The organism is Mesorhizobium calcicola (assembly GCF_042682105.1).
Taxonomy (GTDB): domain Bacteria; phylum Pseudomonadota; class Alphaproteobacteria; order Rhizobiales; family Rhizobiaceae; genus Mesorhizobium; species Mesorhizobium calcicola.
This window is the reverse complement of the sequence record NZ_JBHUGY010000027.1, coordinates 180,087-206,685: the sequence shown is the minus strand read 5'-3', so window position 1 is coordinate 206,685 and position 26,599 is coordinate 180,087. Positions and strand designations below refer to the sequence as shown.

Here is a 26,599-nt window from a genome sequence, read left to right as displayed (position 1 = left end):
CGACTTCCAGACGATTTCGGACGCGTCATGTTCCTCAATGAAGTGGGTACAAACGGGCCGACTAATCGTGAAACTTACGGACAAAATCAACGTCCAGGCGGAGACGTTGGTTCCAAGTTGCATCGAAGCGGAGTAATTTGAGAAATGGACAAAGTTATTGGAGAAGCCAGAGCATCGCTGAGTGTCGTAAAGAGTTCACTTCAGCCATCGTATAGAATAATCTGCTTTCCGCATGGGGGTGGTAGCGTGCAGTCGTTCCGTACATGGTCAGACTACCTCCCCGACGACGTAGATCTTATTTGCCTGGATCTTCCCGGGCGCGGCAAACGGTCAGCGGAGGCCGCCATCCGCAGCATGGACGTACTAGTACCCATGGTCACTGAGGCGCTCCGCGGGTACAACGACCGGCCTTTTGTTTTCTTTGGTCATAGCGTAGGTGCCCTCGTGGCTTATGAGATCGCCCGTTCCCTGGAGAAGGCCAGTCTGCCATGTCCCTTCCATGTTGTCGTGTCTGCTCACCCCTCGGCGGACGTGCCGGCGGATGAGCCGCCAATGTATATATACGCGGACGACAAATTAACCGATGTGATCCGGAGCCTTGGTTTGGTCCCCAAGGAGGCGCTGGCAAACGAGGAACTCCTTAATAATTTCATCTTGCCCCCAATGCGGGCCGACTTCGAACTTGCGGAGACCTATGATCGGAACTTACCAACGCCTCTCCGGGCGGCAATCACCGCAATGGGGGGAGTTCAAGACGAAACAATCAATGCCAATGACCTAGACGAATGGCGTCGGCTTACGACGTCGCGCTTCGCCCGGATTATGTTTGATAGCGATCACTTTTACACCCATTCGATGACGGAGGAAGTAGTGTCTACCCTTCTGCGTGAAGTCGGGGAAGTAAAGGCACAACTCCCGGCCTCCATACGAATTGGCGACGCCCTGCCGTATCCCGAGTTACCACTACATGATCAATTCCGTAAGCAAGCGGGCCTTAATCCGGACGCCCCTGCCGTTGTCTCCGAGAGTGGAATCTTGACGTACCGTGAACTCGACGACTTGAGCGAGCTGCTATCTAAACATCTCCTCGGACATGGTCAGAGCCGAGGTTCGCGCGTCGGTATACTTATGGATACTTCACCTGAATACGCCGTCGCGCTGTTTGGTATTCTTAAGACAGGGGCAGCCTACGTTGTGCTTGACAAAGCTCAGCCCGTTGCGGCGCTAAAGCGGATGCTTGAGAAGGCATCTGTTGAAATCGTCGTCACCAATAACCGTTTCGCAGCCAGCCTTTCGCCTAACTGGTCAGGTCTTGCGTTGTCGCTCGACGATGGCTGGGAAATGAGACTCGGCAAGGCCAATCACGGCAATCCCCAAGTAGTGGATCTCGATGCGCCGGCACAGATTGTATTTTCGTCTGGAACGACTGGTGAACCGAAGGGGATCGTCTGCCCCCACCGGACCAATGTATGCTCTCACCAGTGGTACTATCACGCTCTGCCATACGCGCCTGATGAGCGCGAGGCGGTCAATCTCTTCTTGGTCTGGGAGATAATGCGGCCGATCCTGGCCGGGATACCAGCTTATCTGATCCCGGACGACGTTATCTACGATCCGCAACAGTTGGTCGTCTACTTGGAACGAAATCGAATTTCCAGAACATTATTAACCCCTTCCCTGCTTGATGTGCTTCTCAGCAGCGGCTTCCTCGACGTCCCCTCGCGCCTTCCAGATCTCCGATTGATCTACCTATCAGGCGAGGTCGTAACAACAGCGTTGCTTGCGCGAGTAAAGGATGCGTTGCCGCATGTCAAAATTATTAATAACTACGGCACAGCAGAGACACATGAGGTCGCGCATATTGATTTGACCGAGATCGATCCTACGGCAGCACAAAAGGTAGTGCCGGTCGGTCCACCTCAATACAATGTCAGTGTCTATGTCCTCGAAGAGCAACGCGAACCCGTGCCACTGGGCTTCCCGGGCGAGATTTTCGTCGGCGGCGACGCAGTGGGTCATGGATATCTCAACAGCCCAGAGATGACACGGGAACGGTTCCTTGCCGACCCGTTCCGCGCTGGTGGCACGATGTTCCGCACTGGCGATCTTGGCCGGATGCTGCCCGGCGGCCAACTGGAGATTATCGGGCGCTGCGCTTTCATGGTGAAGATCCGAGGTTTCAGCGTCGTGCCGGGGTCTGTAGAATCTGCTTTGCTTCGGCACTCCGGGGTATGCTCCGCCGCCGTATTGCCGGAACTCGATGCGGCGACTGGCCAGCCTGATCGACTGATCGCCTATGTGGTCTTGCGGAATGGTTGCAAGGGCTGGGAAGCTGCTTTGCGGGCGCATTTGAAGTCTGAGCTGCCGCACTACGCGATCCCGTCAAATTTCGTCGCGGTGAGGGAATTGCCCATTGCGGCCAACGGGAAACTTGATCGCTTGCGCCTCCGCGACCTCGCGAAAGAGGCGTGCAGTCCAGTGAAAGGTGGCGACGAGGTCGAATCGGCACTTCGCGCAGCTTGGAGCGACCTTCTACAGGCTGAAGCTGCTGAGCCGGGCGACAACTTTTTCGACTGCGGCGGACACTCCCTTCTGGCCGCCCGTCTCTGCACGCAGCTTCGTCAAAGTCTGAAGGTGGATCTCCGCGTAGTGGAGGTCTTCCTCAACCCGACTTTCAAAGAACTCGCTGCTCTTCTTCACAAGCGCCGTAGCGAGCAGGAACAACCCCAGATCCGGAAGCTTCCTAAAACACAGCCAATCTCAGTAGGCAGGGCGCATTTTAAGGCGTTCGACGGGCGACACAGCCCCAGGATAGACATTGCGGTGATTGGTATGGCCGCGCGTTTCCCCGGCGCGGAGACCGTCGATGCGCTCTGGGAAAACCTCTGCCAAGGGGTGTGCTCGATCGCCCCGCTCTCCGCACAGGAGCTCAAGGCCCGGGGCATTCCGGAGGTTGTCCTGAAGCGCTCCGATTATGTGCGCATGGGTGCCCACCTGAAAGATGTGGACCTTTTCGATCCGGATTTTTGGAGTCTCTCGAGGCGTGAGGCAAGACTGATGGATCCGCAGCATCGCGTGTTTCTCGAATGCTGCTGGAAGGCACTCGAGTCGGCCGGGTACGCGCCCACCCAGCATGAGGGGCGGACGGGAGTGTTCGCAGGTTCGTCCTTCCCCCTCTATCTACTACACCATTTGAAGGGCGGCGGCCTCATCGATCCTACTAATGCACCGTTCGCTTTCCTGACGGATCTCGGCAACGACAAGGACTATCTCGCCTCGCGCGTGTCCTACATGCTGAACCTCAAAGGCCCAAGCATGGCGGTGCAAACCTCTTGCTCAACTGGGCTAGTGGCGATTGCGGTCGCCGCTCAGTCGCTCGCGGCCGGCTATTGCGACATGGCGCTGGCAGGCGGGGCGAGCATCACCTTCCCTCAAGCGGGGTATCAGTTTGTCAAGGACTTCATCAATTCTTCGGACGGTGTGTGCCGAGCCTTTGATGCCGATGCCAATGGGACGGTGCTCGGAGATGGGGTAGGGGTCGTCGTTCTCAAGCGCCTCGAAGATGCGCTTGCGGCCAACGACCCGATCCACGCAGTGATAAAAGGATGTGCCATTAATAACGATGGCCGCGCCAAATCGTCCTTCTCGGCGCCTAGCGCGCGAGGCCAGGCCGATGTTGTGCGCCAAGCGCTTGCCTCTGCGGCACTCGGCCCCGAAGACGTGGAGTATATCGAAACTCATGGCACTGGCACTAAGGTCGGCGACCCGATCGAGATCCGCGCTTTGGCAAAGGCTTTCGCGGGGCAAGAGGAAACCGGCAACGCCTGTGCGCTCGGGTCAATTAAACCGAACATCGGCCATGCCAACTTCGCCGCTGGGGTCGCGAGCTTTATCAAGACAGTTCTCACCCTTCAGCACGGGGTAATCCCCCCGACCATCAACATCAACCGGCTCAACGAAGATCTGGGTCTGGAAGGCACGCACTTCTTCGTTAATGAGCAGCTTAGACCTTGGCCCCGCCCGCAGGGACGTCTTCGAACTGCCGGCGTCACTGGCCTCGGTATCGGCGGCACCAACTGCCATGTCGTGCTGCAGGAATGGAACAGCGACAACGCTAGGACTTGGCCCGGATCGGTCGCGCGGGGATCCCACGCCCTTTGCCTATCTGCAAAGACTCCTTCAGCGCTACGCCGGGCCTGCCGGAATCTAGCCGTGTTCCTGCGGCGCAAGCGCGAGATCGATCTCGGTGATGTCGCCCACACGCTACGCGTGGCGCGATGCCAATTCGATTATCGAACAGTCGTTGTGGCGCGGAACTTGGACATGGCCATCGCGAAACTAGAAGAAGAGGGGGATCGTGCGGCGGATCGGACCCTTTCCTCACCGTCGATCGGGTTCATGGTGCCGGGTTGCGGAGTGCAACACAAGCGAATGTTCAAGGATCTGTTCGATTGCGTGCCGGACTTCCGCAATGCCATCCTGGCTTGTGCGGCCGCTAGTCGCCCGGTTCTGGATCGTGACCTGGAGACTGTCATGTTTGGAGACGACCACGCATACGCGGCCGCCTCCTTCGAAGAAATCAGTGCCATGATTTTCGCAGTGCAATACGCCATGGCGCGGTTGCTAGAACTGTGCGGAGTGCGTCCCGATTATCTGGTCGGACACAGCATGAGCGAATATGTCGTGGCCACCCTAGCGGGCATACTGAAACTTGATGATGCTATTCGGCTGACGGTTGTTCGTAGCCGCGCGATGGTGAATCTTGGTATCGACGGTGCAATGCTTGCGGCCAGATGCGGCCCGGACGAGGCTGAGCGTATCCTCGTGGAGGACGCTTGGCGTGATAAAGCTGAAGCTGGCGAGATCAGCGTTGGTGTCGTGAACTCAAATATGGGTGTCGTGTTCACCGGCAAGCGAGAACTTATCGAAAGGCTTCAGGGGAGGCTCGAACAAGTACAGATCCCCAACAACGTCATTAATACAGCTGGCGTTCCCAGTCATTCTGAGATGATGAAACCAGCGGCTGAGATCATCGATGCGCAGGTCCGCATCGTTGAAAAGCGGTTGCCGGATGTGGCCATTGCTCTGAATTCAGGATCTCTGCATGAGGCGAAAGTGCCCTTGCTGGAGACCCACTGGAGTAGGCAAGCAATTGGGGTTATCCGGTTCGATCGCTCTCTCGAAGCCGTGGTCGCGGCTGCGGTAACTGCACTCGTTGATCTTGGCCCGTCGCGCAATCTGACGCGTTTCGCACATGGGGCGATCAACCAAGAGGATCGTAAGACGAGAATCCCAGCTATTGTGCCAGCCGCGCGCGATGAGAACGACGAAGAGTCCACGGACCGCCATGTCCTTCTGGAATGTCTTGGGGCGCTCTGGGCCACCGGTGTTGCGGTAGATTGGAAGCGGGCCAGTGATCAATTGGAACCGTTCGGTCCTCGCCGGCGCCTTCCCCTTCCGACGTACTCGTTTGACGGTCACCGTTGCTGGCCGGACGATCGGCCAGCGGGCCCGACGCTTCCGCGGCAGCCCGAGCAGCGAGAACAGCATAGGGGGGACGTGTTCACTTATGCGCAGACCTGGACAGAGAAAATGCTTCCCCGCACGGTTCTTGGGGGCAGAAGTACAAAGGCGCTACGATGGCTGCTGCTCGCCGATCGGCCGTTTGGGGAGGTGGAGCGCGCGGGAGACGTGCTGGCAAACAGCATCGCACAGCAGTTGGAGGGTGCGGGTCATGAAGTTGTCCGTGTTTGCCGACGAGCCAAACCTTCAAACTCGCCCGTGAAAATCGAAGGGTCTACTATTTACATTGATCCCACCCGTGAAGACCTGAAGGCGCTCTTCGACGCCGAGGTCGCTTCGCAGTGTCCCGCTGACCGCATTGTCTGCCTCTGGCACCTGAGCGGCACAGCAGACGCATGCGAGGATCCGGGTAATGTGCAGACCCATCTTTTGCGGAGCTACGACGCCATACTCGATTTGGCGCAAGTTCTTTCCACACTGACGCTCCACACCCCAGTCGACCTCTGGATCGTCAGCAATCGGATCGTTCAGATCGGTGAGGAACCTTCAGATCCCGAAAAAGCGTGCGTTGTCGGTCCCGCCATCGTGTTGCCGCAGGAAAACCCAATGGTCGATTGCCGGGTTGTCGATGTGAATATCGACGACCCGAATATAGGCTATCAGCTCGCGGCTGAAATCGAGCGTGACGTGCCTGGTCCGGATTCGATCGTCGCGCTCCGCGGAGATCGACGGTGGGCGCCTCATTTTTCCGAGGTGGCCCTCGCTTCGGAGGTTTCCGGACGGGAGACCCTGCGACCAAAGGGCGTCTATCTGATCACAGGAGAACTCGAGCGGATCGGCCAGGCCTTAACGGAACATCTCGTAAGACTTGGGGCCACTGTCGTCCTGATAACCCCGCTTGCCTTACCCGACCATCTTAATTCAGGGCGCGTGGACCCCAATGAGGATGGCTGGAGACGGCGACTGGCCACGCTTGACGACGTAAAAGGTCAGGTGATTCTTCGTCAGGCCGACGTATCCGACTGCGACAGCCTGTCGGGCGCGCTTGACACAACGGTCCGGGAACTCGGGCGGATCGACGGGATCTTTCACGCCGCGGGACTAGCCGATCCGCAGTTTCTTTCAGTGATGAAGGACGCAACCTCTGCCAATGAGTTCGCCTCCCAACTCATCGGGACACGCAACCTTTACCGTGCGATCCAGCGAATTAAGTCCGCTCACGCGCAATCACCGGAGTTCGTGTTCCTTTTCTCGTCCGTCGTGTCCATCCTCGGCGGACCAGCGATGGCCGCCCGCGCAGCGGCCAACAGGTTCATAGACGCCTTTGCACGCCGGGTGCAGGGCAAACTCGGTGTCCGGTGGATCAATTCCAACTGGGATGACTGGGATTCCTCCTACAATGAGCAGGTGACCGCCGCGTACCGGACATGTCAGGTGAAGGATTTGGCGCTAAGTTCCGACGAGGGGATCAACGTCATCAAGCGCATACTGGCAACGGTTGATAACGGCCAGATTATTGTTGCGACGCGACTCTTTCCTCAACGCATAAGGCAATGGGTCGACCAAGTGCGGACAATCACGCCCGACGAGCAGCCAGAAGAAGAGAAAAGACCCCCGCCGGACGAAGTCGAAACGAGCAAGGACGACATGTTACGGCAGGGGGATCCGAGGAGCCTGTTCCTTGATGAAGTCAAGGCTCTTCTCGGCACCAAGGAAATAGGGTTGGACGACAACTTCTTCGATATTGGGGGAGACAGCCTTCTCGCCGCAGAGCTTCAAGCTCATTTCAAGAAAAGCGACCGCTGGCGGTCGCCGAAGTTGGATGAGATAATTGAGGCGGCAACGTTCGGCGACCTGTACGAGCGAATATGCCGTCGTAACCACCACCCGTGCGAATAATCACAGCGGAAAGTGGCGGAGCATGATACGCTCCGAAGCTATCCCTCACATCCGAACGGGACTGCAGGTTACGACGAACGAAACATCACTGGCGAGTTCCTGCCGTTGCAGAAGGGTCCGGTGACAAATCTTCATAGGGATCATTCTAATCTATGAATGTTAAGGATTGCCGTCTGAGAATTCGTAAAGACGTAAAGCGCCCTGTCGTGACCTCGACTGGTTGGGCCGCCGTTTTGGTCGTGGCAGCGATTGGCATTGTACTCGCGGATGAAGGCGGCCCGCCTTTCGAGGCGGAGGTCTGTGTAGGTCGGGATTTGCTGATCGTCGGGCCCGTAGACCCAGATGCAGCCGCCCGCCGGTTCCATGTTGACATAGACTTCCCTTGCGACAGGAGAGTCCTGGAAAGGAGAATGGAAATGTAACCTGAAACCTTTCGAAGCGACCTAGAGGGCTAGAGGGTTCGACCCCTCCCGGTGAAGGCGCAGCCCGCCAGCCGGAAGTGAATCTTGCATGGGACTGGCAAAAGCGTTCGGCCTTCGGTTTGGGTAGTCCGGGGCAGTACGTGCAAGACCGCGAAGGCGAGGTCATGTCGGCTCGGCCGAGGTCTTGGCATCTCTTGAGTTGGATCGAAAAAAGGTCGTTTGAAGCAGGCCGATCTCGAAGAACGTATGGTCGAAGGTACCTTGGCGCCGAGTGAGGAAGCAATGCATCCAGCGGGGCGACCGTGCGGCGCTGAAGCAGTTGCTGACGGTGCTGCGCGACGCGGGAAGCGCTGCAACTGTGCCACTCCGCCGTTGGTCCGGGGACCAGGTATTTGCCGGGTTCAGCGATTATCTGCGACAGGAACGCCGGCTGCGTGAGATTTCCAATCCGAAACCTAAAAGGGGCAAAATAGGTGGATATTATAAGGTTAGATCAACCGAACATTCTCGTCGGCGTTCGTCCGATAGGTCGCGTCGACGAAGCCGCATTGTTCGCTTCCGAGGTCGCTGCGCAAGGGCGCGCTGTTACCAAAGTCCGGCGCCAAAGCGGTGCGGCAAGAATTATCGCTCGAACACTCCTAGGTAAACTAGGAGTTCCACCGATGCCTATCTTAAAGACGCAATCGGGTGTTCCGACTTGGCCAGCTGGCATTGTTGGCTCTTTGGCCCATCACGATACGGTAGCAGCGGCCGCGATTGCAGAGAAGAAAATCATCGGGGCGCTTGGTATCGACATTGAACCTAATGAACCTCTTCCGGACGGTTTAATTGACTTGGTTGCAACTTCCAGAGAGAAATGGATGTACGACTCAAGTCTGCTCCAGCGACGAGACCTGTTCGTTCTTAAGGAGGCTATCTATAAAGCTTTCTTTCCAATATTCAACCAACCCCTTGAGTTTCAGGATGTCGAGATCGACATCAACGCCAATATTGGATACGTGACAAAGGGGAATTGTAGTTTTTCCATTGAGCTCTACAATTCTGAAAACGTTATCGGCCTGGCCTACCAAATGGGATTCGATCAAAGATAGGTTGGAGGTCATTTAGCCCCCTTGATGCGCAACGATGAGTTTTCGGCGGCCTGCAACGGCGACTGGTCGCCGTTGCAGCGCTTGAATTCCCTTCGGGCGCCATCGCGCCGTCGGCTAGTCACAAGCCGTGGGATGCGGTCGAGGGCATGCGTAGCATGTGCTGGGAGCAAAACCGGATCCGGTCCGCTTCGCCATTCGCGCCGCGATCCGGACCTTCACCCGGCTGACAGGCACCGGTCTATCCCGTCTGGATCATCCGCTCCGGCCGTGACCGTGCCGGACTAGCCGATCGCGCCCGTCCGGCAGCTTCAGATCCTTCATCTCGGCAAGAAACGCCTCGGCTTCCATCTCGATCGCCCTGCGCAAGCAATTTGCGCGCGCCGCTGCGAAGCACATCCGTCAGCTGATCATCGATTTCGTCGGGCTGACGAAGGCGAACAATGTTGATAGTCTCGTTCATGGTGTATCGCTCTCCTTGAGAGGTTCTGGCAGGCTTCATCACCCGCCCTCGATGCGCCGCTCTTCTCAAACCGATCACCCCGTTTCAGCCATAGCTCTCTATGAAACACTGCATAGCGCTGTTTTGGCTTGCGTGGTTCCAAAAAAGGCGGTTATATATCGCCTGTTACAACTCTCCGCCAGATGAGGGGTTCAACAATGGACGTGGTTAACATCAGCGCGGGGACTTGAGATCAGAGAGGGTCGCCCTCTCAACTGCGGCCCGTTATGTATCGTTCACCGTCGAGTCATAGGAGAAAGTATGCGTAAGGTACGTACCCTTGGGTTGCTAGGTACTGGCGTTATTGGTGGCGGTTGGGCTGCGCGTGCATTGCACTGTGGTATCGACGTGATTGCCGCTGACGTAGATCCGAAAATGGAGATATGGATTCGAGATACTGTCGAAAATGCGATGCCGCAATTGCAGGCGCTGACTGCTGGGCTGCCTATGCCGGCGCCCGGCAGGCTAACATTCACCCTGGACTCGGCAGAGATGGCGGCCAAAGCCGATTTCATTCAGGAGAATGTGCCCGAGTCTCTCGAACTCAAGCTGCGGGTATTGGAGCCCATTTCCAAAGTGGCTGACCCCGACGTCGTTATTTCCTCCAGCACTTCGGGATTCATGCCAAGCGAATTGCACGTAGGCCTATCCCATCCGGAGCGAATTATCGTCGGTCACCCATTCAATCCCGTTTACCTGTGTCCGCTGGTTGAGGTCGTTGGAAACGAACAAACGAGTCCGGACGTGAAGGAGGCAGCCGCTGAATTCTACCGATCCATTGGAATGCACGTTCTGATTCTAAAGAGGGAGGTCTCTGGTCACCTCTCGGATCGGCTTCAGGAGTCAATGTGGCGTGAAATTCTCCATATGGTCAACGACGATATAGCAACCACCGGTGAAATCGACGAAAGCATTGTGTACGGTCCCGGTTTGCGGTGGGCAATTATGGGAATGAGCCAACTCTACATGCTGTCGGCCGGAGAGGGTGGCGTGGAATATTTCTTTAAACAATTTGGGCCGTCGGTTGATTGGCCCTGGTCACACAACACGGCCCCAGCTGTGACTAGAGAAATCATCGATCGCTTTGCAAACGGCACAGCGGATCAGGCGGCAAGCAAATCGGTTAGAGAACAGGAGAAGATTCGAGACGAGTGCCTGGTGGCCATCCAGAGAGTTTTGGCAAAGTACAACATGGGAGCAGGGAAAACTCTAAATGATTTTGAAACGAGGAGACGGGCAATATCCGCAGGTTAATACATCAATTCTTACGCATGATACATATTACTTCTATCAACCGGCTTCTTTTACATCGGAGTGATAGTTTTTCCGCTGGAGATGAATAGAGCTCGTCGAGGCAGTATCCGATACCTTGTTGAATCCGAGCTAAGGTGTATGAGGGTTTCACGGTCGAAGGACGCGTCGGTCTGCTCTTTTAGACCCACAATAGCGGACAATATGGACACGCCAAACTGCATCGCAGCAGCGGGTAGCGTCGCCTTAACATTTTCGGCGGACTTTACGGGCATGAGCCCGCACCCGCCCACCGATATTATGACGCTCCGATACAAGCGTCATCGTTTTCCTGCCGAGATCATAGCGCATGCGGTGTGGCTCTACTTCCGATTTCCACTGAGCCTGCGTCATGTGGAAGATATTCTGGCCGAGCGCGGCATCGAAGTCTCGTTCCAGACTGTCGCGGAATGGGCTGCCAAGTTCGGCCGCGGATATGCCCGCTCCATCCGGCGGCGGTCCAGGGGTAGTTTTGCCGACAAGTGGCATCTCGACGAAATGGTCGTTGCTATCAAGGGCAAGAAATTCTGGCTGTGGCGGGCCGTCGATGCCGATGGCTATGTTCTCGATGCCTTGATCCAGAGCCGCCGGAACAAGAAGGCGGCCTTGAAGCTGATGCGAAAGCTGCTGAAAGGGCAAGGCACTCACGCCGCGCGTCATGATCACCGACAAGCTCAGATCCTACGATGCGGCCAAAAGGGAAATCATGCCAGGTGTCGAGCATCGATCGCATTAGGGGCTGAATAACCGAGCGGAGAATTCTCATCTGGCAGTTCGACGGCGAGAACGAGGTATGATCCGGTTCAAGTCGGCACGACAATGCCAGCGCTTCGTTTCCATCCATGGCCCGATCGCCAACCTCTTCAATCTTCACCGGAAACATCTGATAGCCGCCGATCACCGCGACATTCGAGCCGCCACTATGGCGGTCTGGAGGCAAATCGCTTTGTCGACAGCCGCGTGAAGAGGCCACATCGGGGGGCATCCCGTGCCCAACCCAAGTTAAGGCGACGCCACCACTCCCACTGATGCCGTGCTGATAGCGATCGACATGTCCAAGCATCGCTGATCGAGCGGCCTGAAGGCGGGCGCCGCGTACACACGACGCCCTCCATCGAGGATGACATCAATGATCAGGCCTCGGATCGGGAAGTGGGGCGCTCCTTGCGATTTCTCGTTACTTGGTTATCCTGGCCCGCTATCTCTCCACTTTGCCGGTCCCTAGTGATGCGCCCGTTGGCAGTTATAACGCACTGCGCGTCAGCGCTAACCTGAAGAGCCTGATGTCGCGCCCAACAGCGAACCAAGCCCAGATGTAGTTTTAACTGTGAGCGCTGAACGGCACTCGTCCAGACACCTCGATTTGTCACCCCGCCTGCGCTCAGACCAAAAATGAATGTGACAATCGAACGTAATGCGCTCCCGAAGATCTCCTTCGGCCACTCCGCACTTTCTGGCCACCCTGAACGGATGACCTGGGCGAAAATGCTCACACCTTCGCGATGCAGCGTAGCGTTGAGCTTACGAAATTCAGAATCGGCTGCAATTACACCCCAGAAATTCACCCAGATCAGGCTGTCCTCAAAATGGGACCTGGATGCTGGAATCGCGACGTCAAGCAGAGTGGCAAGATCCGCTTCACCTCTTGCCAGCCGATGAGCCATCTTGCGTTCCATGTTAAGAAGTGGAATGCGCAAGGCAGCTGCGATAATGTCTGCCTTGCTTTCGAAGTAATGGGTAATCATTCCCGTCGTTACGCCAGCGGCATTGGCGATGTCGATCATCGTGACTGCGGAAATGCCTTTCCCCGCTATCGCCTTACATGCTGCCTTGGCAATGCGAAGTCGTGTCTGCTCAGCATCAATAATCTTTGGCATTGGTCTTCCGGTTCATCTCTCAGTTAATTTCGCAACCTGTCCATTTGCCGTGAAGAGGTGCCAGCTGGCCCAATTGGCGATCCAGGCGTTAGGTTGACCGACTTTGGATGGCGACGACAACAAGCCACAAAGCGCCCTAAACTTGTTTAGAACTGCAGCGAGAAGTTGTAGCCGTCCGCCATCAGGAAATTGTTTGACAGCATCTACTCGTCGAGATAATTGCGGCCCATTTTGGGCTTGACCTGGATTTGGTCGATGACCAGCCCGATTGCGTAACGACCTTGCATCTGTCGCTTGGCGGCCGCGATCACGCGGTTTTTCTTGTTGCTGAGAAAGACTGCGGCGCGTCATGAATGCGATAGCCGACGTTGGCAAGAATGCGGTCGATTTCGGTGCCAGTAATCCGCTCCATGTTAGGTATGACGGTCTGCGGGTGTGGCCGACATACGGATTGCATTGCCGGGCGAAGGCTTTGTATGAAGCGGCGAACTGCCCTTCGAGCATTTTCAGGACAGCGGCAACGACACGTTACCCCCTACCCCGTAAGGGACATACGCCCTTTCCTTTATGCACTCCATCTCGTGCGCGTCAAGGAGTAGGCTTGCGGTCGCGCGGGTGCCGACAGGCTCAACAACGGTGGAGGCCTAGTAAGCGGCCATTCTGAACGGCGCGTCCGGTTCCGCATCGCCTGATCCGGCCGGAGGTGTCGCGAAGCGCGGCGGTCAGATGGTCTCGTAGCGGCGGCATGCCAGGACCGTCCGAATAGACGTGCCCCAAACGTGCCTCCAGCGGCCGGCCAGTCAATGCGCTGCGGTAACCGGGGCAGATTTCCGGGCGGAGGTGGGGTTTGCAGGGGGGGCGGGTTTGTCATTCACCCTTTGCGTGGCTCTGCCGCCGGTGGCGTCGCCTTAACTTGGGTTGGGCACGGGATGCCCCCGATGTGGCCTCTTCACGCGGCTGTCGACAAAGCGATTTGCCTCCAGACCGCCATAGTGGCGGCTCGAATGTCGCGGTGATCGGCGGCTATCAGATGTTTCCGGTGAAGATTGAAGAGGTTGGCGATCGGGCCATGGATGGAAACGAAGCGCTGGCATTGTCGTGCCGACTTGAACCGGATCATACCTCGTTCTCGCCGTCGAACTGCCAGATGAGAATTCTCCGCTCGGTTATTCAGCCCCTAATGCGATCGATGCTCGACACCTGGCATGATTTCCCTTTTGGCCGCATCGTAGGATCTGAGCTTGTCGGTGATCATGACGCGCGGCGTGAGTGCCTTGCCCTTTCAGCAGCTTTCGCATCAGCTTCAAGGCCGCCTTCTTGTTCCGGCGGCTCTGGATCAAGGCATCGAGAACATAGCCATCGGCATCGACGGCCCGCCACAGCCAGAATTTCTTGCCCTTGATAGCAACGACCATTTCGTCGAGATGCCACTTGTCGGCAAAACTACCCCTGGACCGCCGCCGGATGGAGCGGGCATATCCGCGGCCGAACTTGGCAGCCCATTCCGCGACAGTCTGGAACGAGACTTCGATGCCGCGCTCGGCCAGAATATCTTCCACATGACGCAGGCTCAGTGGAAATCGGAAGTAGAGCCACACCGCATGCGCTATGATCTCGGCAGGAAAACGATGACGCTTGTATCGGAGCGTCATAATATCGGTGGGCGGGTGCGGGCTCATGCCCGTAAAGTCCGCCGAAAATGTTAAGGCGACGCTACCCACCCAGCGCTCCTACCTTCAGCAGGTCTCGCTGTTTGCGCGTCACTTTGGCAAGTCGCCGGCCTGAGAGCGGTCACGGCAATTGAGCACGAGGACGTTTCGCAATTGGTAGATAACAAAGGCCGCAGATCTTGATCCTAGCAGCTGAAACACCCCCGGCTAACGCGGCCGAGGCTTCCACGTGATTGAACTTACAGGTTGGAACCGCCAGATAACATTTAGTCCTACGAGGCATAATTTTTTATCCAGTTGTCTTGTTACTCCAGCGCCGCTAGCATTTTCGAAACGTTATGAGGGAATACCCTCATGCTGGAGCTGGAGGGGGCTGTTCAGAATAGGGGGACGTAAATGAAGTATCAGCATATGAGACTTGCAATTTTCAGCAGAAGTTAACTGCCGCAATCGCATAATATTTCTAACATGCTTCGAAAAAGCGCCATATGCTCGCTGAAAATACTGCTAACCGGGAGGATCTCGTATGACTACAGAATTCGAACGCCTGAAATTTAGTTTTGACGCAGGCCAAATGTCCCGGCGTGAATTCCTCGGTCGCGCCTCGGCACTTGGCCTCAGCGCAGCCGCGGCTTCCGTTTTTCCTAAATCTGTCGCGGCAGGCGAGCCCATCAAGGGCGGTCACCTCAAAATTGGCGCCGGCAATGGAGCAAGCACCGATACGCTTGATCCAGCGTATGCCGCCAACGATACAAACTTTCTAGCGCTACGGTACTACGGTGAAACCCTTCTCAATGTAACCCCCAAAGGCGACCTTGAGCCAAGGCTGGCGGAAGAATTTGCATCCAGGGATGGTGTCAATTGGGAGTTCACAATTCGCAAGGGCGTTGAGTTTCACAACGGCAGGGCACTGACTGCAGAAGATGTCCTCAAAACCATCGAGCGACACTCGGATGAAAAGTCTAAGTCCGGCGCGCGGGGACTTTTGACCGACATCGACCGCTTGTCCTACGACGGGGACACCTTCAAGGTTGCACTCAAGTCACCGAATGCGGATTTTCCTTACTATATGGCTGATTTTCATCTGGTAATACAGCCCAGCGGGGGCAAGGACCATCCTACCTCCGGCATTGCTTCCGGCCCCTATATGGTGGAGTCCTATCAGCCTGGGATACGCTGCGCTTTCAAGAAATTTCCGAACTACTGGGACTCCAATATCGGCCATGTCGCCGAAAGCGAGGTTCTTGTCATCAATGATCAAACCGCCCGAAATGGTGCTTTGCAATCCGGCCAAGTACACATGGTGAACCGGGTTGACCCTAAGGTCGCTGATCGACTCAAAGGGATGGCAGGTGTTTCAATCAAAAACGTTTCGGGCCGCAGCCACTACGTCTTTGTCATGCATGTCGATACCCCACCCTTCGACAATGAGGACCTTCGTATGGCCTTAAAACTTGCGATCGACCGGGATGAGATCGTCCACAAAATACTTCGTGGCTATGGCAGTGTTGGCAATGATATGCCGATAAACTCGGCCTATCCGCTCTTTGATGCTTCAATTCCGCAGCGTCGGTATGATCCAGAACAAGCGGCAGCGTTGTACAAGAAGTCGGGCCATGACGGAACGTCGATTGTTTTACGAACCGCTGACGGCGCTTTTCCCGGAGCGGTTGAAGCCGCGCAGCTTTTCCAACAGAGCGCGGCGAAGGCAGGAATTCCGATTGAGGTCCGTCGTGAACCGGACGACGGCTACGATTCCGAGGTTTGGAACAGGCAGCCGTTCTGCGCTGCTTACTGGGCGGGCCGACCGACGCAGGATCAAATATATTCAACCGTTTATCTGTCGACTGCACCTTGGAATGACACCCGCTTTAAGAACGCCGACTTCGACCGACTCCTAATAGCGGCGCGCTCCGAGCTTGATCCCGCTAAACGCAAGAAGGACTACAGCGATATGGGTCGTATTTTGCGCGATAACGGAGGCGTCATAGCGCCGGTCTTCAACGATTGGATTGACGCAGTCTCCGACAAGGTTGGCGGGTTCGTTCCCGATCCGAACTGGAGCCTGATGAACAATATGGCTGGTTTGAAGTGCTGGCTAACCGCGTGAGCCCAACGGGTAGTTCATGTCTTTCATCGTAAAGGTAGTGGCCCAGCGCATTGCGCTGGGCATTCTGCTGTTGCTTGCGGTTTCTGAGCTGATATTCGCTGGTACGCAGATCCTGCCGGGCGACGTGGCCCAATCGATTCTCGGCTAGTCGGCGACGCCGGTCGCGCTCGCCAACTTGCGGGAATCTCTGAGGCTCAATGACCCTGCGTATGTGCGCTATTTTCGATGGCTGTGGGGCATTCAGCACGGCGATCTCGGAGGGATCAGCGCCGATGCGAGGTGAGTCAATAATTTGCTTGCATATCTACGCACTCTTCGATGCCCCGTTACCTTGGGGAATTCGATCACAGTCGACGTCCATATTTCAACTATAAAGTTCTGGGTACTAACAAGTCTCGGCCTTGCCCGGCGATACCTAGCATCTTCCGCCGTCACCCCGCGCTCACTTAAGGAGAAGATTGATGCCTCTTTCTATGAACCGAGAAGTCTTTATTACTTGTGCCTTGACCGGCGCAGCAGATACCGCGTCAACTTCCCGGCACGTTCCTCGTTCCCCGAAAGAAATTGCGGCCGCTGCCGTCGAGGCGGCAAAGGCGGGGGCCGCAGTCGTACACATCCATGTCCGTGACCCTGAAACCGGGGCGCCATCTCGAAAGCATGAACTCTATAAAGAAGTCACTGACCGCATCCGGCAGGCGGATACCGACGTTGTGCTAAACATCACCGCAGGTATGGGCGGTGACATGATTTTCGGCAGCGTCGAGCAGCCGTTTCCACTCGATCCCACTACTGATCTTGTCGGTGCATCCGAAAGATTCAACCACATTCTCGAGTGCACCCCAGAGATCTGTACACTTGACTGCGGCACGATGAATTTCAAGCTTGGCGATTACGTTATGGTGCATACGCCATCGACACTTCGCGCGTTGGCGAAAATGATGACCGATTTTGGCGTTCGCCCAGAGATGGAGGTTTTTGATACGGGACATTTGTGGTTCGCAAAGCAACTTGTCGAAGAGGGCCTGATTGAAGACCCTGTCTTGGTTCAGCTCTGCATGGGTGTTCCATGGGGGGCCCCTAATGACCTCAACACTTTCATGGCGATGGTGAACAGCGTTCCCCCTAACTGGACATTTTCAGTCTTTGCCATAGGACGCGACGGGATGGCATATCCGGCGGCGGCTGTTTTAGCAGGTGGTAACGTGCGCGTTGGTCTCGAAGACAATCTTTACCTTGCCAAAGGTCAGCTTGCAACCAACGGTCAGTTGGTCGAGAAGGCCGTCAATGTCGTCGAAAACATGGGCGGCAGGATTATTGGCCCCGATGAGGTACGGCGGAAGCTTAAGCTCACGAAGAGGTAAAGTGCCGCGCGTCCTCCAGGAAGCGGGTCATCGCGACCTGCTTCCCTGAAGGGTCGCCCAGACTTGATGAAGAAGCAATTCGGAAGCTAAATGAAAAATGGCTAAAATCAGTAAGGCGGCTTGTATTGGGGGTGGCGTTATAGGTGGAGCTTGGGCTGCACGCTTCGTCATAGGCGGCATCGATACCAGAATCTTTGATCCGCATCCGGAAGCTCGGCGGCTCATGTCCGAAGTCATGGCAAATGCCGAACGCGCGTATGAGATGCTCACGAGCGCGCCACTTCCCGTCAAGGGCGCTTCAAGTTTCGGCGAGTCGCTCAAGGACGCCGTGCGAGGCGCAGCCTGGATTCAGGAGAGTGTGCCGGAGAAGCTCGACCTTAAGCGCGGCGTGCTCGCCCAGATAGACGCTGCAGCCGATTCCAAGGCGCTGATTGGGTCTTTGACTTCTGGCCTGATGCCCACCGATCTCCAGCGTGACATGAAGCACCCAGAGCGCATGTTCGTCGCTTATCCCTGCAACCCTGTCTATTTACTGCCTCTGGTCAAGCTTGTTGGTGGCAAGAATACCACCAGAGCTGTGCTGGAAGACGCCATGGTCAAGCTTGCGACTATTGGTATGACGGGGATGATCATCAACAAGGAAATTGAAGCTTTCGTCGGCGATCGCCTTCTGGAAGCCCTCTGGCTGACCAAGGACGACATCTGCGACACCGAAACGCTTGATAATGTGATCCGCTACTCGTTCGGTCTTCGCTGGGCGCAGATGGGCCTCTTCGAGACGTGCCGCATGGCTGGCGGTGGAACTGGCATGCGCGACTTTCTTTCCAAGTGTGATCCCAGCCTCGTTTGGCCCTGGACCAAGCTGACCGATGTGGTCGACCTCGATGCTGACGTCGTTGAAAAGATCGCAGTGCAGTCTGACGCACAGTCGGGGCGGCGCGGCATTCGAGAGCTCGAACGGATCCGCGATTGGAATCTCGTCGGTATCATGCAGGCGCTGAAGGCCGGCGATGGCGGGCGTGGCTGGGGTGCCGGGAAGCTGCTGGCTGAGTTCGAGGCGAATCTCTGGAAGACGGTACCGAAACATCAGGCCAGTCCGAGTAACGAGTCATTAAGGCTTCTCGAATTGAAAGTTCCTGTTGCTTGGATTGACTATAACGGGCATATGACAGAATACCGATACACTCAAAGCTTCACCGAGGCTACCGAAGTTCTCCTTAAAATCATCGGCGTCGACAGGGACTATGTAAAGGCTGGCCACAGTTACTACACGGTGGAGAGCCATGTTCGGCTCCTTGCTGAGGCGAAGCTTGGAGACGCGCTATATGTCACGGCGCAACTCCTGCCGTCGGATGGCAAAAAGATCCATACGTTTATGTGGCTTTATCGAGCTTCCGACGACACCCTGCTGTCCACTTACGAGCACCTATTGCTTCATGTTTCGTCGAAAGAGAATCGCTCCGTTCCCCCATTGCCTGAGGTGATGAGGAAACTCAAGCCTCTCATCGAAGCGCACGCAGTCCTCCCGGTTCCCGCTGCGGCGGGACGATCGGTTGGGCAGAGGAAGTGATTGCACCCTTATTGCGGAGGGCACCATCGTTTTGTCTTCTGGCGCCGCATTTCGCCGATACAGACAAGCCCCTTTGCTCGTCGTGCCGAGATTGTCATCAAACTCCTCACGGCACAGAGCGTCTGACCAGATGATCCTGCATTAAGGACACCTGCAGCGATAAGCGCTACGATTTTAGCGACCGCCGCGGTTTGATTGAGTAGTTCCATTCAGGATGGAACTGACGCCTGTGATGTTGAGGCGCTTCATCTCGGCATTGAGAGAGCTGGCTTGGGGAATCTGGACAGAGCGATAAGTGGATTTTCCGCCTGACAACGGCAACGTGGTTGCCGCGAATCAGGAGAGACCATGACGAAGCGCACGCGCCGGAACCACACACCGGCTTTCAAGGCCAAGGTGGCTTTGACTGCCATCAAGGGCGAAAAGACGCTGGCCGAGTTGGCTCAGCTTTTCGATGTTCACCCGAACCAAATCACAGCCTGGAAGGCGCAACTGCTTGATGGCGCCGCCGGCGTCTTCGGCTCGGGCGTTGCGAGCGCCGAGGCGCCATCGGTGGATTTGAAGGCGCTTCACGCCAAGATCGGAGGTATGCATACGCTGGAGGCCGCCTACTGACGCGTAGCTTGAGGCGATAGTGTCCGCTTAGATTAAGTGGACGCTTGGCGAATGAAGTATCTGGCTATGGAACAGCCATCGACGGTGGAAGCGAGCACGTCCGCGGCTCTGCCGCTGCCGCCGGGTGCGGGCCAACAGCGGACGCGCCGCTCCTGGACGGTTGAGCAGAAGCTGGCGATCGTGCTTGAGGTGCAGGAGTCCGGTGATCCGGTGTCGGTTGTGGCGCGGCGTCACGACATGAACGCGAACCACTTGTTCATCTGGATAAAGCAAGCCCAGCAAGGGCGATTGGGCCAGTCCAAACCGCTGCCTGAGACCCCACCGGTCGCGTTCATTGACATGGGTGTTGTCGGTCCCAGCCTGCACGACGTAGAGCCGGAAGAGCCGGCTCCTGCGCGATCGCATTCTGAAGTACCAGCTACGACCAGCCAAGCGGTGTCTGCCGGTGGCCGGATGGAAATCGTCGGGGTCAACGGCCGGCGTGTGATCGTTGACCGCACTGTCGACGTAAGTGTCCTGCTGCGGATCTTGCAGGGCCTGGAAATGCTGCGATGATCCCGACACAAGGCGTGCGTGTGTGGCTTGCCACAGGCTACACCGACATGAGATGTGGCTTTCCCTCGCTGGCGCTCCGGGTGCAGGAGGTCCTCAAACATAATCCCCTTGGGGGCAACATGTTTTGCTTCAGGGGGAAGCGTGGAAATTTGCTGAAGGTCATCTGGCATGATGGCCAAGGATCATGCCTGTTCACAAAAAGGCTTGAGCGCGGCCGCTTCATCTGGCCAACAGTTGAGGGTGGCGCTGTGACAGTATCTCCAGCACAGCTGAGTTATCTATTGTCTGGGATAGACTGGCGCAACCCTCAGGAAACATGGCGTCCAACCCGGGTTGGGTAGCATTTTTTGATTGAAAATACAATGGAATGTGATTCAATCGGCACATGACTTCGAAGCCGGTTGATCTTCCCTCGGATCTTGCCAGCGCCTACGTGGCGCTGCTAGCCGAGCGTGAGGCGTTGCAGGCTGAACGCGATGTGGCGGTCGCGGATGCTGCCAGCTGGCAGGCTGAAGCCGCCAACGCACAGGCCATGCTGTCCGACACCGAGGCGCGGATTGCACATCTTGAGCTGCGCATCGAGAAGCTGAAACGCGAACTGTACGGGCAGCGCTCCGAGCGCACGGCGCGGCTGATCGAGCAGTTGGAATTGGAGCTCGAAGACCTTGTCACCTCGGCGACCGAGGATGAGCTTGCCGCGCAGGTCGCCGCGGCGAAGATCCAGAAGGTCCGCCCCTTCACGCGCAAGCGACCGGTGCGCAAGCCATGGCCGGATGACATCGAACATGAGCGCATCGTCATCGAGTCACCCACCACCTGCGCCTGCTGCGGCGGATCCAGGCTGTCCAAGCTGGGCGAGGATGTGACCGAGACGCTGGAGGAGATCCCGCGCCGCTTCAAGGTCATCGAAACGGTCCGGGAGAAGTTTACGTGCCGGGATTGCGAGAAGATCACCCAGCCGCCGGCGCCGTTCCATGCCACGCCGCGCGGCTTCATCGGTCCTCAACTGCTGGCCACAATCCTGTTCGACAAGTTCGGCATGCATGCTCCACTCAACCGCCAGAGCGCGCGCTTCAAGGCCGAGGGGATCGACCTGCCGCTGTCGACGCTGGCCGATCAGGTCGGCCACGGATCCTTCGCCGTCATGCCGCTCTTCCAGCTGATCGAACGCCATGTGCTCGCAGCCGAGCGCCTTCATGGCGACGACACCACCATTCGCATCCTGGCGAAGGGCAAGTGCGCGACCGGGCGCATATGGACCTATACGCGCGATGACCGTCCCTTCGCCGGGCCTGCGCCGCCGGCGGCGATCTATTACGCCTCGAGCGACCGGCGCGGCGAGCATCCTCAGAAGCATCTGGCCGGGTTCGCCGGCATCCTTCAGTGCGACTGTTACAGTGGCTTCGAGCCGCTGTTTGACCCGCAGCGGAAGGAGCAGCCGATCACGCCGGCGTTTTGCTACGCCCATGCGCGGCGAGGATTCTTCGAATTGGCCGACATCGCGAAAAAGGCCCGGGATGGCAAGAAGGGCAAACCGATCTCGCCGGTCGCCCTGGAGGCGGTCAGGCGCCTCGACGCGCTGTTCGAGATCGAGCGCGCCATCAACGGCCGCAGCGCTGACGATCGGTATGCCGTGCGGCAGGAGAAGAGCAAACCACTTCTCGACGACATGCACGCCTGGCTGCTTCGCGAGCGCGAAACCCTCTCGCGCTCTTCCGAGGTTCTGAAGCCAATCAACTACATGCTCAGGCGCTGGGTCGACTTCGCCCGCTTCATCAACGATGGCAGAATCGTAATTACTCACGCCCTTGTCAGGGGCAAGAATCCCTGAATCTATGGGGATATGGATCGCACTGATTTGCAGCGTCTGACGAAGGAAGAGTTGATCGATCTGGTGCTGCGGATACAGCGGCCAGAGAAGACATCACGCACGTCGTCCAAGCCACCTTCGAGCGATCGCAAGGCGCGTCGGGACAGGGCAAAGCCTGGCGGCGCCAAGGCGGGTCATGAAGGTCACAGCCGCGCCATGAGTGAGGATGCCGATCGCATCATCGATCATCATCCCGACCAATGCCTTTGCTGCCGCGCCAGCCTGTCGAGCGATCTTGCTGCCGAAACCGTCAGCGAGCACGACAAGATTGAGCTTCCCGCGATCAGGCCTTTGATTGAGCGCCATCGGCGTCTGGCAGTCCGATGCCCGTCCTGCGGCACGCTGGTCGTCGCGGCTGTGCCAGATGCGGCGAAGGGGACGCCGTTCGGGCCACGCGTGCACGCCGTAGCGACCTATCTCAAGACTTTCCAGGCCCTGTCCTACGAGCGGCTGCAGGGCGCGTTCGCGAACCTTTTCGGTCTCAACATTAGCCAGGGCGGACTGATGAACATGTTGCGCCGTGCGCAGGGCGCGTTCGCGGCTGAGTGCGACAAGGCCGTCGCGGCGTTGCGCCGGGCCAAGGTCATCGCCTCCGATGAGACCGGCGTGCGGATCGAAGGAAGCAACGCCTACCACTGGGTGTTTCGCTGCGCCGAAGCGGTTGTTCATCAAGCGGCGCCAACGCGCGGTGCCGTCGTGGTCCGGACCCTGATGGACGGCCAGCGGCCCGACGTCTGGTGTTCCGATCGCTATGCCGCACAACAAGGTCACGCAAATGCGCATCAGACCTGCCTGGCGCATCTCGCCCGCGACGTCGCCTATGCGGACGAGGCAAGTGAGGACATGCTGCCCTCACGGCTCAAACGTTGGCTGCAAAGGGCCTTCGCCCTAGCCGACGGTATGGAAACCTTCGCCGCCTCGACCATCGCCGGCAAGCGTCGCGCCCTGGAGCGAAGTCTGGACGATATCTTCGCCACCACAACGTCGTGCGATCTGGCCCGCGACATCCAAAACAAGTTCAGGCGAGCTCGTGATCAACTTTTGACCTTTGCCCAATGGCCAGGAATGGTCGACGCGACGAACAACGCCTGCGAACGGGCGCTGAGACCCGCCGTCGTTCAACGGAAGATCACCAACGGCTATCGCGCCATGTGGGCCGCCCAGGGCGAAGCCGACATTCGAACCGTCGTCGACACGGCTCGTCTCGCGCCAGGCACGAACTCCTTCAAAATCATCCTTCAAACCGTCAGCGCCTGAAATCTGCGATGACTGAGCCCGCGACCTTGATCTTCCGAGCCTCTCTTCGGGCACGGCTTTGTCGGGACATCGAGGTGTCGAGTTCGAGCACGCTGGCGGATCTGGCCGAAGCCATCGTAGCGGCATTTGGCTTCGACTTGGATCACGCCTACGGCTTCTATTCAAAGCTGACGGGAAAGCTGTTCGACTCGCCCCTGCGGTTCGAACTCTTCGCCGACATAGAGGGGAGCGGCTCTCGCAGCGTGAAGGGCACCCGCGTCAGCACAGCCTTCCAGAAGGTGGGCTCGGCAATGACCTTCTTGTACGACTACGGCGACGAGTGGCGCTTCCGCGTTGAACTTATTGGAACAGGGCAGGCGCAGCCCGATGCCAATTACCCGAGGATCGTCAGCAAGATCGGCAAGGCTCCCCCGCAGTACCCGGACATCGACGACGAGTGACGACGCACCGTGCCGCATCGAGGGGGCGAGGGGGTGGGTAATTACGATATTGGTCGCGTGGCGAGATTGGTGATCCGCCTTCTAAAGAATGATGCCGAACTTAAACGCTACCAGCAGAAGTAAAAGAGCAACGCACACGAGGAAGGACATCATCGCTGCGCGGATGCCGTGTCTGGCAGAAGCTACGGTCAACTTTTTTTCTGAAATGCTTTGAGATTGTCGCATTCTGAATTGCTCCGGTTTCGCCTTCCATCCCTGCTCAACCGGGTACCCTTGATAGGTTTGAGGCGTTATCTCTTCACGATATTCGAAATTGAAGTGCCAGCGTGTGGGCACCCGGGATTGCAGGTGGTGGGCGATTCAATCCCAACTGGAGTGCCTATGATCGTGCTGCATCGAATTAACAGGAGAAGACTGGATCCGAACGCACCGCGAAGAATGGCGGATGTTAATGTTGACCTAGGTCAGTTTCGGCAGACCCTCGGGTTACAGCCGTAGATCTGACGGAAACACTTTGAAAAATGCGATGCCGATGCGAAGCCGCACGCGACCGCAATTTCGACGACCGGCAAGTCTGTTTGTTGGATGAGTCGTTTTGCGCGAGCGAGCCTCAACGTCATGTAGTAGCGCATGGGAGAGGACGAAACGGAGCGCTCGAAAAGCCGCTCGATTTGGCGCCTCGAGCGGCCGACGCATTTGGCGATATCACGCAGAGGGAGTGGATCCTCGACATGTTCTTCCATGATCCGGACGATTTCGGCGAGCGGCTTGCAGGTCACCATTTCTCTGCCGGTTATCGTCCATTGTCTCTCAGACGCAGAGCGCCAGTGGCCGGCTGTCGTATATCTGCAGACAGCTAACGCGGTTTCTTTGCCGAGGTGCTCACTGATCAGGTCCATCACAAGATCGAACGAGGCGAACTCGCCAGCGCATGTGGCGATTTGCGCGTCACGAACAAACAGCCGGTCATTCACCAGAACGCGCGCGAACGTCTCGGCGAGCGCGGCCCGCTTGTCCCAGTGAATAGTACAGGCGGCATCATCGAGCACCCCGCTTTCGGCCAGCAGCCATGTAGCGGTGCCTAGCGCGGCGAGCGGGGTTCCAAATCGCTTGCACAGGCGAAGGATCCTACTCAGCGAGGCCGAGACCTGCTTTTCGACTCGCTCGCCGGCGCAGACGACAACCATGCTCGGTCCCTTGCAGGCCTGAATGCCCTCAGCAATCCGTGCAAAGTCACCGGCAACTGCGAGGCTAAAACCACTGGCGCATTCAACCGGCTGTCCGTCGGGACTGACCATCGTCCATTCGAAAAACCTTCGGTCAGCAACCGCATTTGCAAGGCGAAGCGGATCCACGAAGGACGACAGGCTGAGTAGGGAAAAGCCGGGAAGCGCAAGGATAGTTAGGCGGCATATTTCGTCGCCACTGTCGATCTCTGGCCGGTCAAGGCTCCATCCAACGATGCGCGAACGGTCTCCCGCTGAAAAGGGCGCATTCATAAGTTCACTGGTCCTTCTCGATGATGATCAAAAACTCGGTGCGGAACGCTGGCGCATCTATCCTCGCGCATCAACCACGTGCGTTGTGCCTGCGCTTCATGAAGTCCTTTGCGGTCTCGACGGCCACCGCTGCGTCGCGGCAGTAGGCATCGGCGCCGACGGCCTTGCCGAATTCCTCGTTCAGCGGCGCGCCGCCGACCAGCACGACATAGTCGTCGCGGATGCCCTTTTCCTTCATCGTGTCGATGACGACCTTCATGTAGGGCATGGTCGTGGTCAGCAGCGCCGACATGCCGATGATGTCGGGCTGATGCTGCTCGATCGCATCGAGGTATTTCTCGACCGCATTGTTGATGCCGAGGTCGATGACGTCGAAGCCTGCCCCCTCCATCATCATGCCGACGAGGTTCTTGCCGATGTCATGGATGTCGCCCTTTACGGTGCCGATGACCATCTTGCCTTGCTTCGGCGCGCCTGTGGCGGCCAGCAGCGGACGCAGGATGAACATGCCGGCCTTCATGGCATTGGCGGACAGCAGCACTTCCGGCACGAACAGGATGCCGTCGCGAAAATCTTCGCCAACGATGCGCATGCCTTCGACCAGCGCCTCGGTCAGCACCTTGTAGGGCACCCAGCCGCGCTTGAGCAGGATATTGGTGCCTTCCTCGATCTCTTCCTTTAGACCGTCATAGAGATCGTCGTGCATCTGCTGCACGAGTTCGTCGTCGGAAAGCTCCGAAAGGATGATCTCTTCGTCGGACATGTCGGTTTTCGCCTTATTTTCTGTCGAAAAAGGTCGGTACCCCACGCTCGATGGGGTACCGACCAGGCTTCCGGCGAAGCCTTGGGAGTTGATTGGCCACCGAGATCCTAGGAGACTAGTATCGCGCGCTTGACCCTATCGAGTGCCCTTACCGGGCGTTGACGTTTCCCCCTTGCTTCGAGCAGCAGATGACACCCAGCCGACGTCAGAAAATCCCTGGTTTACGTCATTGCAATCGCTGGCCAGGCAATGCCTTTTATTTGCTAGACGCAGATTGCGTTCCGCTGT

At 57.3% G+C, this 26,599-nt stretch carries 14 protein-coding genes and 6 pseudogenes; 14 read left to right on the top strand and 6 right to left on the bottom strand.

Annotation, left to right across the window (positions count from 1 at the left end; genetic code table 11):
• Nucleotides 1-144 precede the first annotated feature (144 nt).
• A complete protein-coding gene (locus tag ACFSQT_RS17765) occupies nt 145-7,422 on the top strand; it encodes an SDR family NAD(P)-dependent oxidoreductase (RefSeq protein WP_379020746.1) in 7,278 nt (2,425 codons plus the stop codon).
• 895 nt (nt 7,423-8,317) lie between these two features.
• Nucleotides 8,318-8,935, top strand: coding sequence for a 4'-phosphopantetheinyl transferase family protein (locus ACFSQT_RS17760; protein WP_379020744.1), 618 nt, complete (start codon nt 8,318-8,320; stop codon nt 8,933-8,935).
• A gap of 163 nt (nt 8,936-9,098) precedes the next feature.
• On the opposite strand, the pseudogene ACFSQT_RS17755 reads toward ACFSQT_RS17760, so the two are convergent.
• Nucleotides 9,099-9,395 (bottom strand): annotated as a pseudogene (locus ACFSQT_RS17755) (IS256 family transposase); the annotation flags it as partial.
• Nucleotides 9,396-9,695: 300 nt separating this feature from the next.
• Between ACFSQT_RS17755 and ACFSQT_RS17750 the strand changes: the two are divergent.
• Nucleotides 9,696-10,688 (top strand): 3-hydroxyacyl-CoA dehydrogenase NAD-binding domain-containing protein, encoded by a 993-nt coding sequence (locus ACFSQT_RS17750; RefSeq protein WP_379020742.1) that lies wholly within the window; start codon nt 9,696-9,698, stop codon nt 10,686-10,688.
• 270 nt (nt 10,689-10,958) lie between these two features.
• Nucleotides 10,959-11,688 (top strand): annotated as a pseudogene (locus tag ACFSQT_RS17745) (IS6 family transposase).
• A gap of 169 nt (nt 11,689-11,857) precedes the next feature.
• On the opposite strand, the gene ACFSQT_RS17740 reads toward ACFSQT_RS17745, so the two are convergent.
• Together ACFSQT_RS17740 and ACFSQT_RS17735 are read right to left on the bottom strand one after the other, a co-directional pair.
• Nucleotides 11,858-12,601 (bottom strand): TetR/AcrR family transcriptional regulator, encoded by a 744-nt coding sequence (locus ACFSQT_RS17740; protein ID WP_379020740.1) that lies wholly within the window; start codon nt 12,599-12,601, stop codon nt 11,858-11,860.
• Between the two features lie 949 nt (nt 12,602-13,550).
• Nucleotides 13,551-14,280, bottom strand: a pseudogene (locus tag ACFSQT_RS17735) (IS6 family transposase).
• A gap of 517 nt (nt 14,281-14,797) precedes the next feature.
• On the opposite strand from ACFSQT_RS17735, the gene ACFSQT_RS17730 reads away from it, so the two are divergent.
• The 3 genes and pseudogenes from ACFSQT_RS17730 to bcoG all read left to right on the top strand — a co-directional run bounded on the left by ACFSQT_RS17730 (nt 14,798) and on the right by bcoG (nt 17,742).
• Nucleotides 14,798-16,381, top strand: coding sequence for an ABC transporter substrate-binding protein (locus ACFSQT_RS17730; RefSeq protein WP_379020738.1), 1,584 nt, complete (start codon nt 14,798-14,800; stop codon nt 16,379-16,381).
• Nucleotides 16,382-16,397: 16 nt separating this feature from the next.
• A pseudogene (locus ACFSQT_RS17725) lies at nt 16,398-16,640 on the top strand (ABC transporter permease); the annotation flags it as partial.
• Between the two features lie 202 nt (nt 16,641-16,842).
• Nucleotides 16,843-17,742 (top strand): 3-dehydrocarnitine:acetyl-CoA trimethylamine transferase BcoG, encoded by a 900-nt coding sequence (gene bcoG / locus ACFSQT_RS17720; RefSeq protein ID WP_379020736.1) that lies wholly within the window; start codon nt 16,843-16,845, stop codon nt 17,740-17,742.
• On the opposite strand, the gene ACFSQT_RS17715 is transcribed toward bcoG, so the two are convergent.
• Entirely contained in the window at nt 17,729-17,947 is a 219-nt protein-coding gene (locus tag ACFSQT_RS17715) for a hypothetical protein (protein ID WP_379020961.1), read from the bottom strand. The genes bcoG and ACFSQT_RS17715 overlap by 14 nt on opposite strands.
• Here ACFSQT_RS17715 and ACFSQT_RS17710 point away from each other — a divergent pair.
• The 7 genes and pseudogenes from ACFSQT_RS17710 (at nt 17,840) to ACFSQT_RS17680 (ending at nt 24,049) form a co-directional block, all read left to right on the top strand.
• Nucleotides 17,840-19,312 carry a carnitine 3-dehydrogenase gene (locus ACFSQT_RS17710; protein ID WP_379020734.1) on the top strand — a complete coding sequence of 491 codons (1,473 nt, stop codon included), beginning with the start codon at nt 17,840-17,842 and terminating at the stop codon, nt 19,310-19,312. The genes ACFSQT_RS17715 and ACFSQT_RS17710 overlap by 108 nt on opposite strands.
• 348 nt (nt 19,313-19,660) lie before the next feature.
• Nucleotides 19,661-19,915, top strand: a pseudogene (locus ACFSQT_RS17705) (transposase); the annotation flags it as partial.
• A 63-nt stretch (nt 19,916-19,978) separates the two neighbouring features.
• The gene (tnpA, locus tag ACFSQT_RS17700) at nt 19,979-20,482 is read left to right on the top strand and encodes an IS66-like element accessory protein TnpA (RefSeq protein ID WP_378976454.1); all 504 of its coding nucleotides are present in this window, start codon (nt 19,979-19,981) and stop codon (nt 20,480-20,482) included.
• Complete coding sequence (gene tnpB / locus ACFSQT_RS17695) at nt 20,479-20,823, top strand: IS66 family insertion sequence element accessory protein TnpB (RefSeq protein ID WP_378976456.1); 345 nt, start codon at nt 20,479-20,481, stop codon at nt 20,821-20,823. The genes tnpA and tnpB overlap by 4 nt, the downstream gene beginning before the upstream one ends.
• A 44-nt stretch (nt 20,824-20,867) precedes the next feature.
• Nucleotides 20,868-22,286: pseudogene (gene tnpC / locus ACFSQT_RS17690) on the top strand (IS66 family transposase); the annotation flags it as partial.
• Nucleotides 22,287-22,325: 39 nt separating this feature from the next.
• The gene (gene tnpC, locus ACFSQT_RS17685) at nt 22,326-23,609 is read left to right on the top strand and encodes an IS66 family transposase (protein WP_379020732.1); all 1,284 of its coding nucleotides are present in this window, start codon (nt 22,326-22,328) and stop codon (nt 23,607-23,609) included.
• An 8-nt stretch (nt 23,610-23,617) separates the two neighbouring features.
• Nucleotides 23,618-24,049, top strand: a complete 432-nt coding sequence (locus ACFSQT_RS17680; protein ID WP_095090355.1) for an IS1096 element passenger TnpR family protein — start codon at nt 23,618-23,620, stop codon at nt 24,047-24,049.
• Between the two features lie 464 nt (nt 24,050-24,513).
• Here the strand turns inward: ACFSQT_RS17680 and ACFSQT_RS17675 are convergent, their stop codons facing one another.
• Both ACFSQT_RS17675 and ACFSQT_RS17670 read right to left on the bottom strand, forming a co-directional pair.
• A complete protein-coding gene (locus ACFSQT_RS17675; RefSeq protein WP_379020730.1) occupies nt 24,514-25,548 on the bottom strand; it encodes a GlxA family transcriptional regulator in 1,035 nt (344 codons plus the stop codon).
• A 70-nt stretch (nt 25,549-25,618) separates the two neighbouring features.
• Entirely contained in the window at nt 25,619-26,311 is a 693-nt protein-coding gene (locus ACFSQT_RS17670) for a corrinoid protein (RefSeq protein WP_379020728.1), read from the bottom strand.
• Nucleotides 26,312-26,599 lie beyond the last annotated feature (288 nt).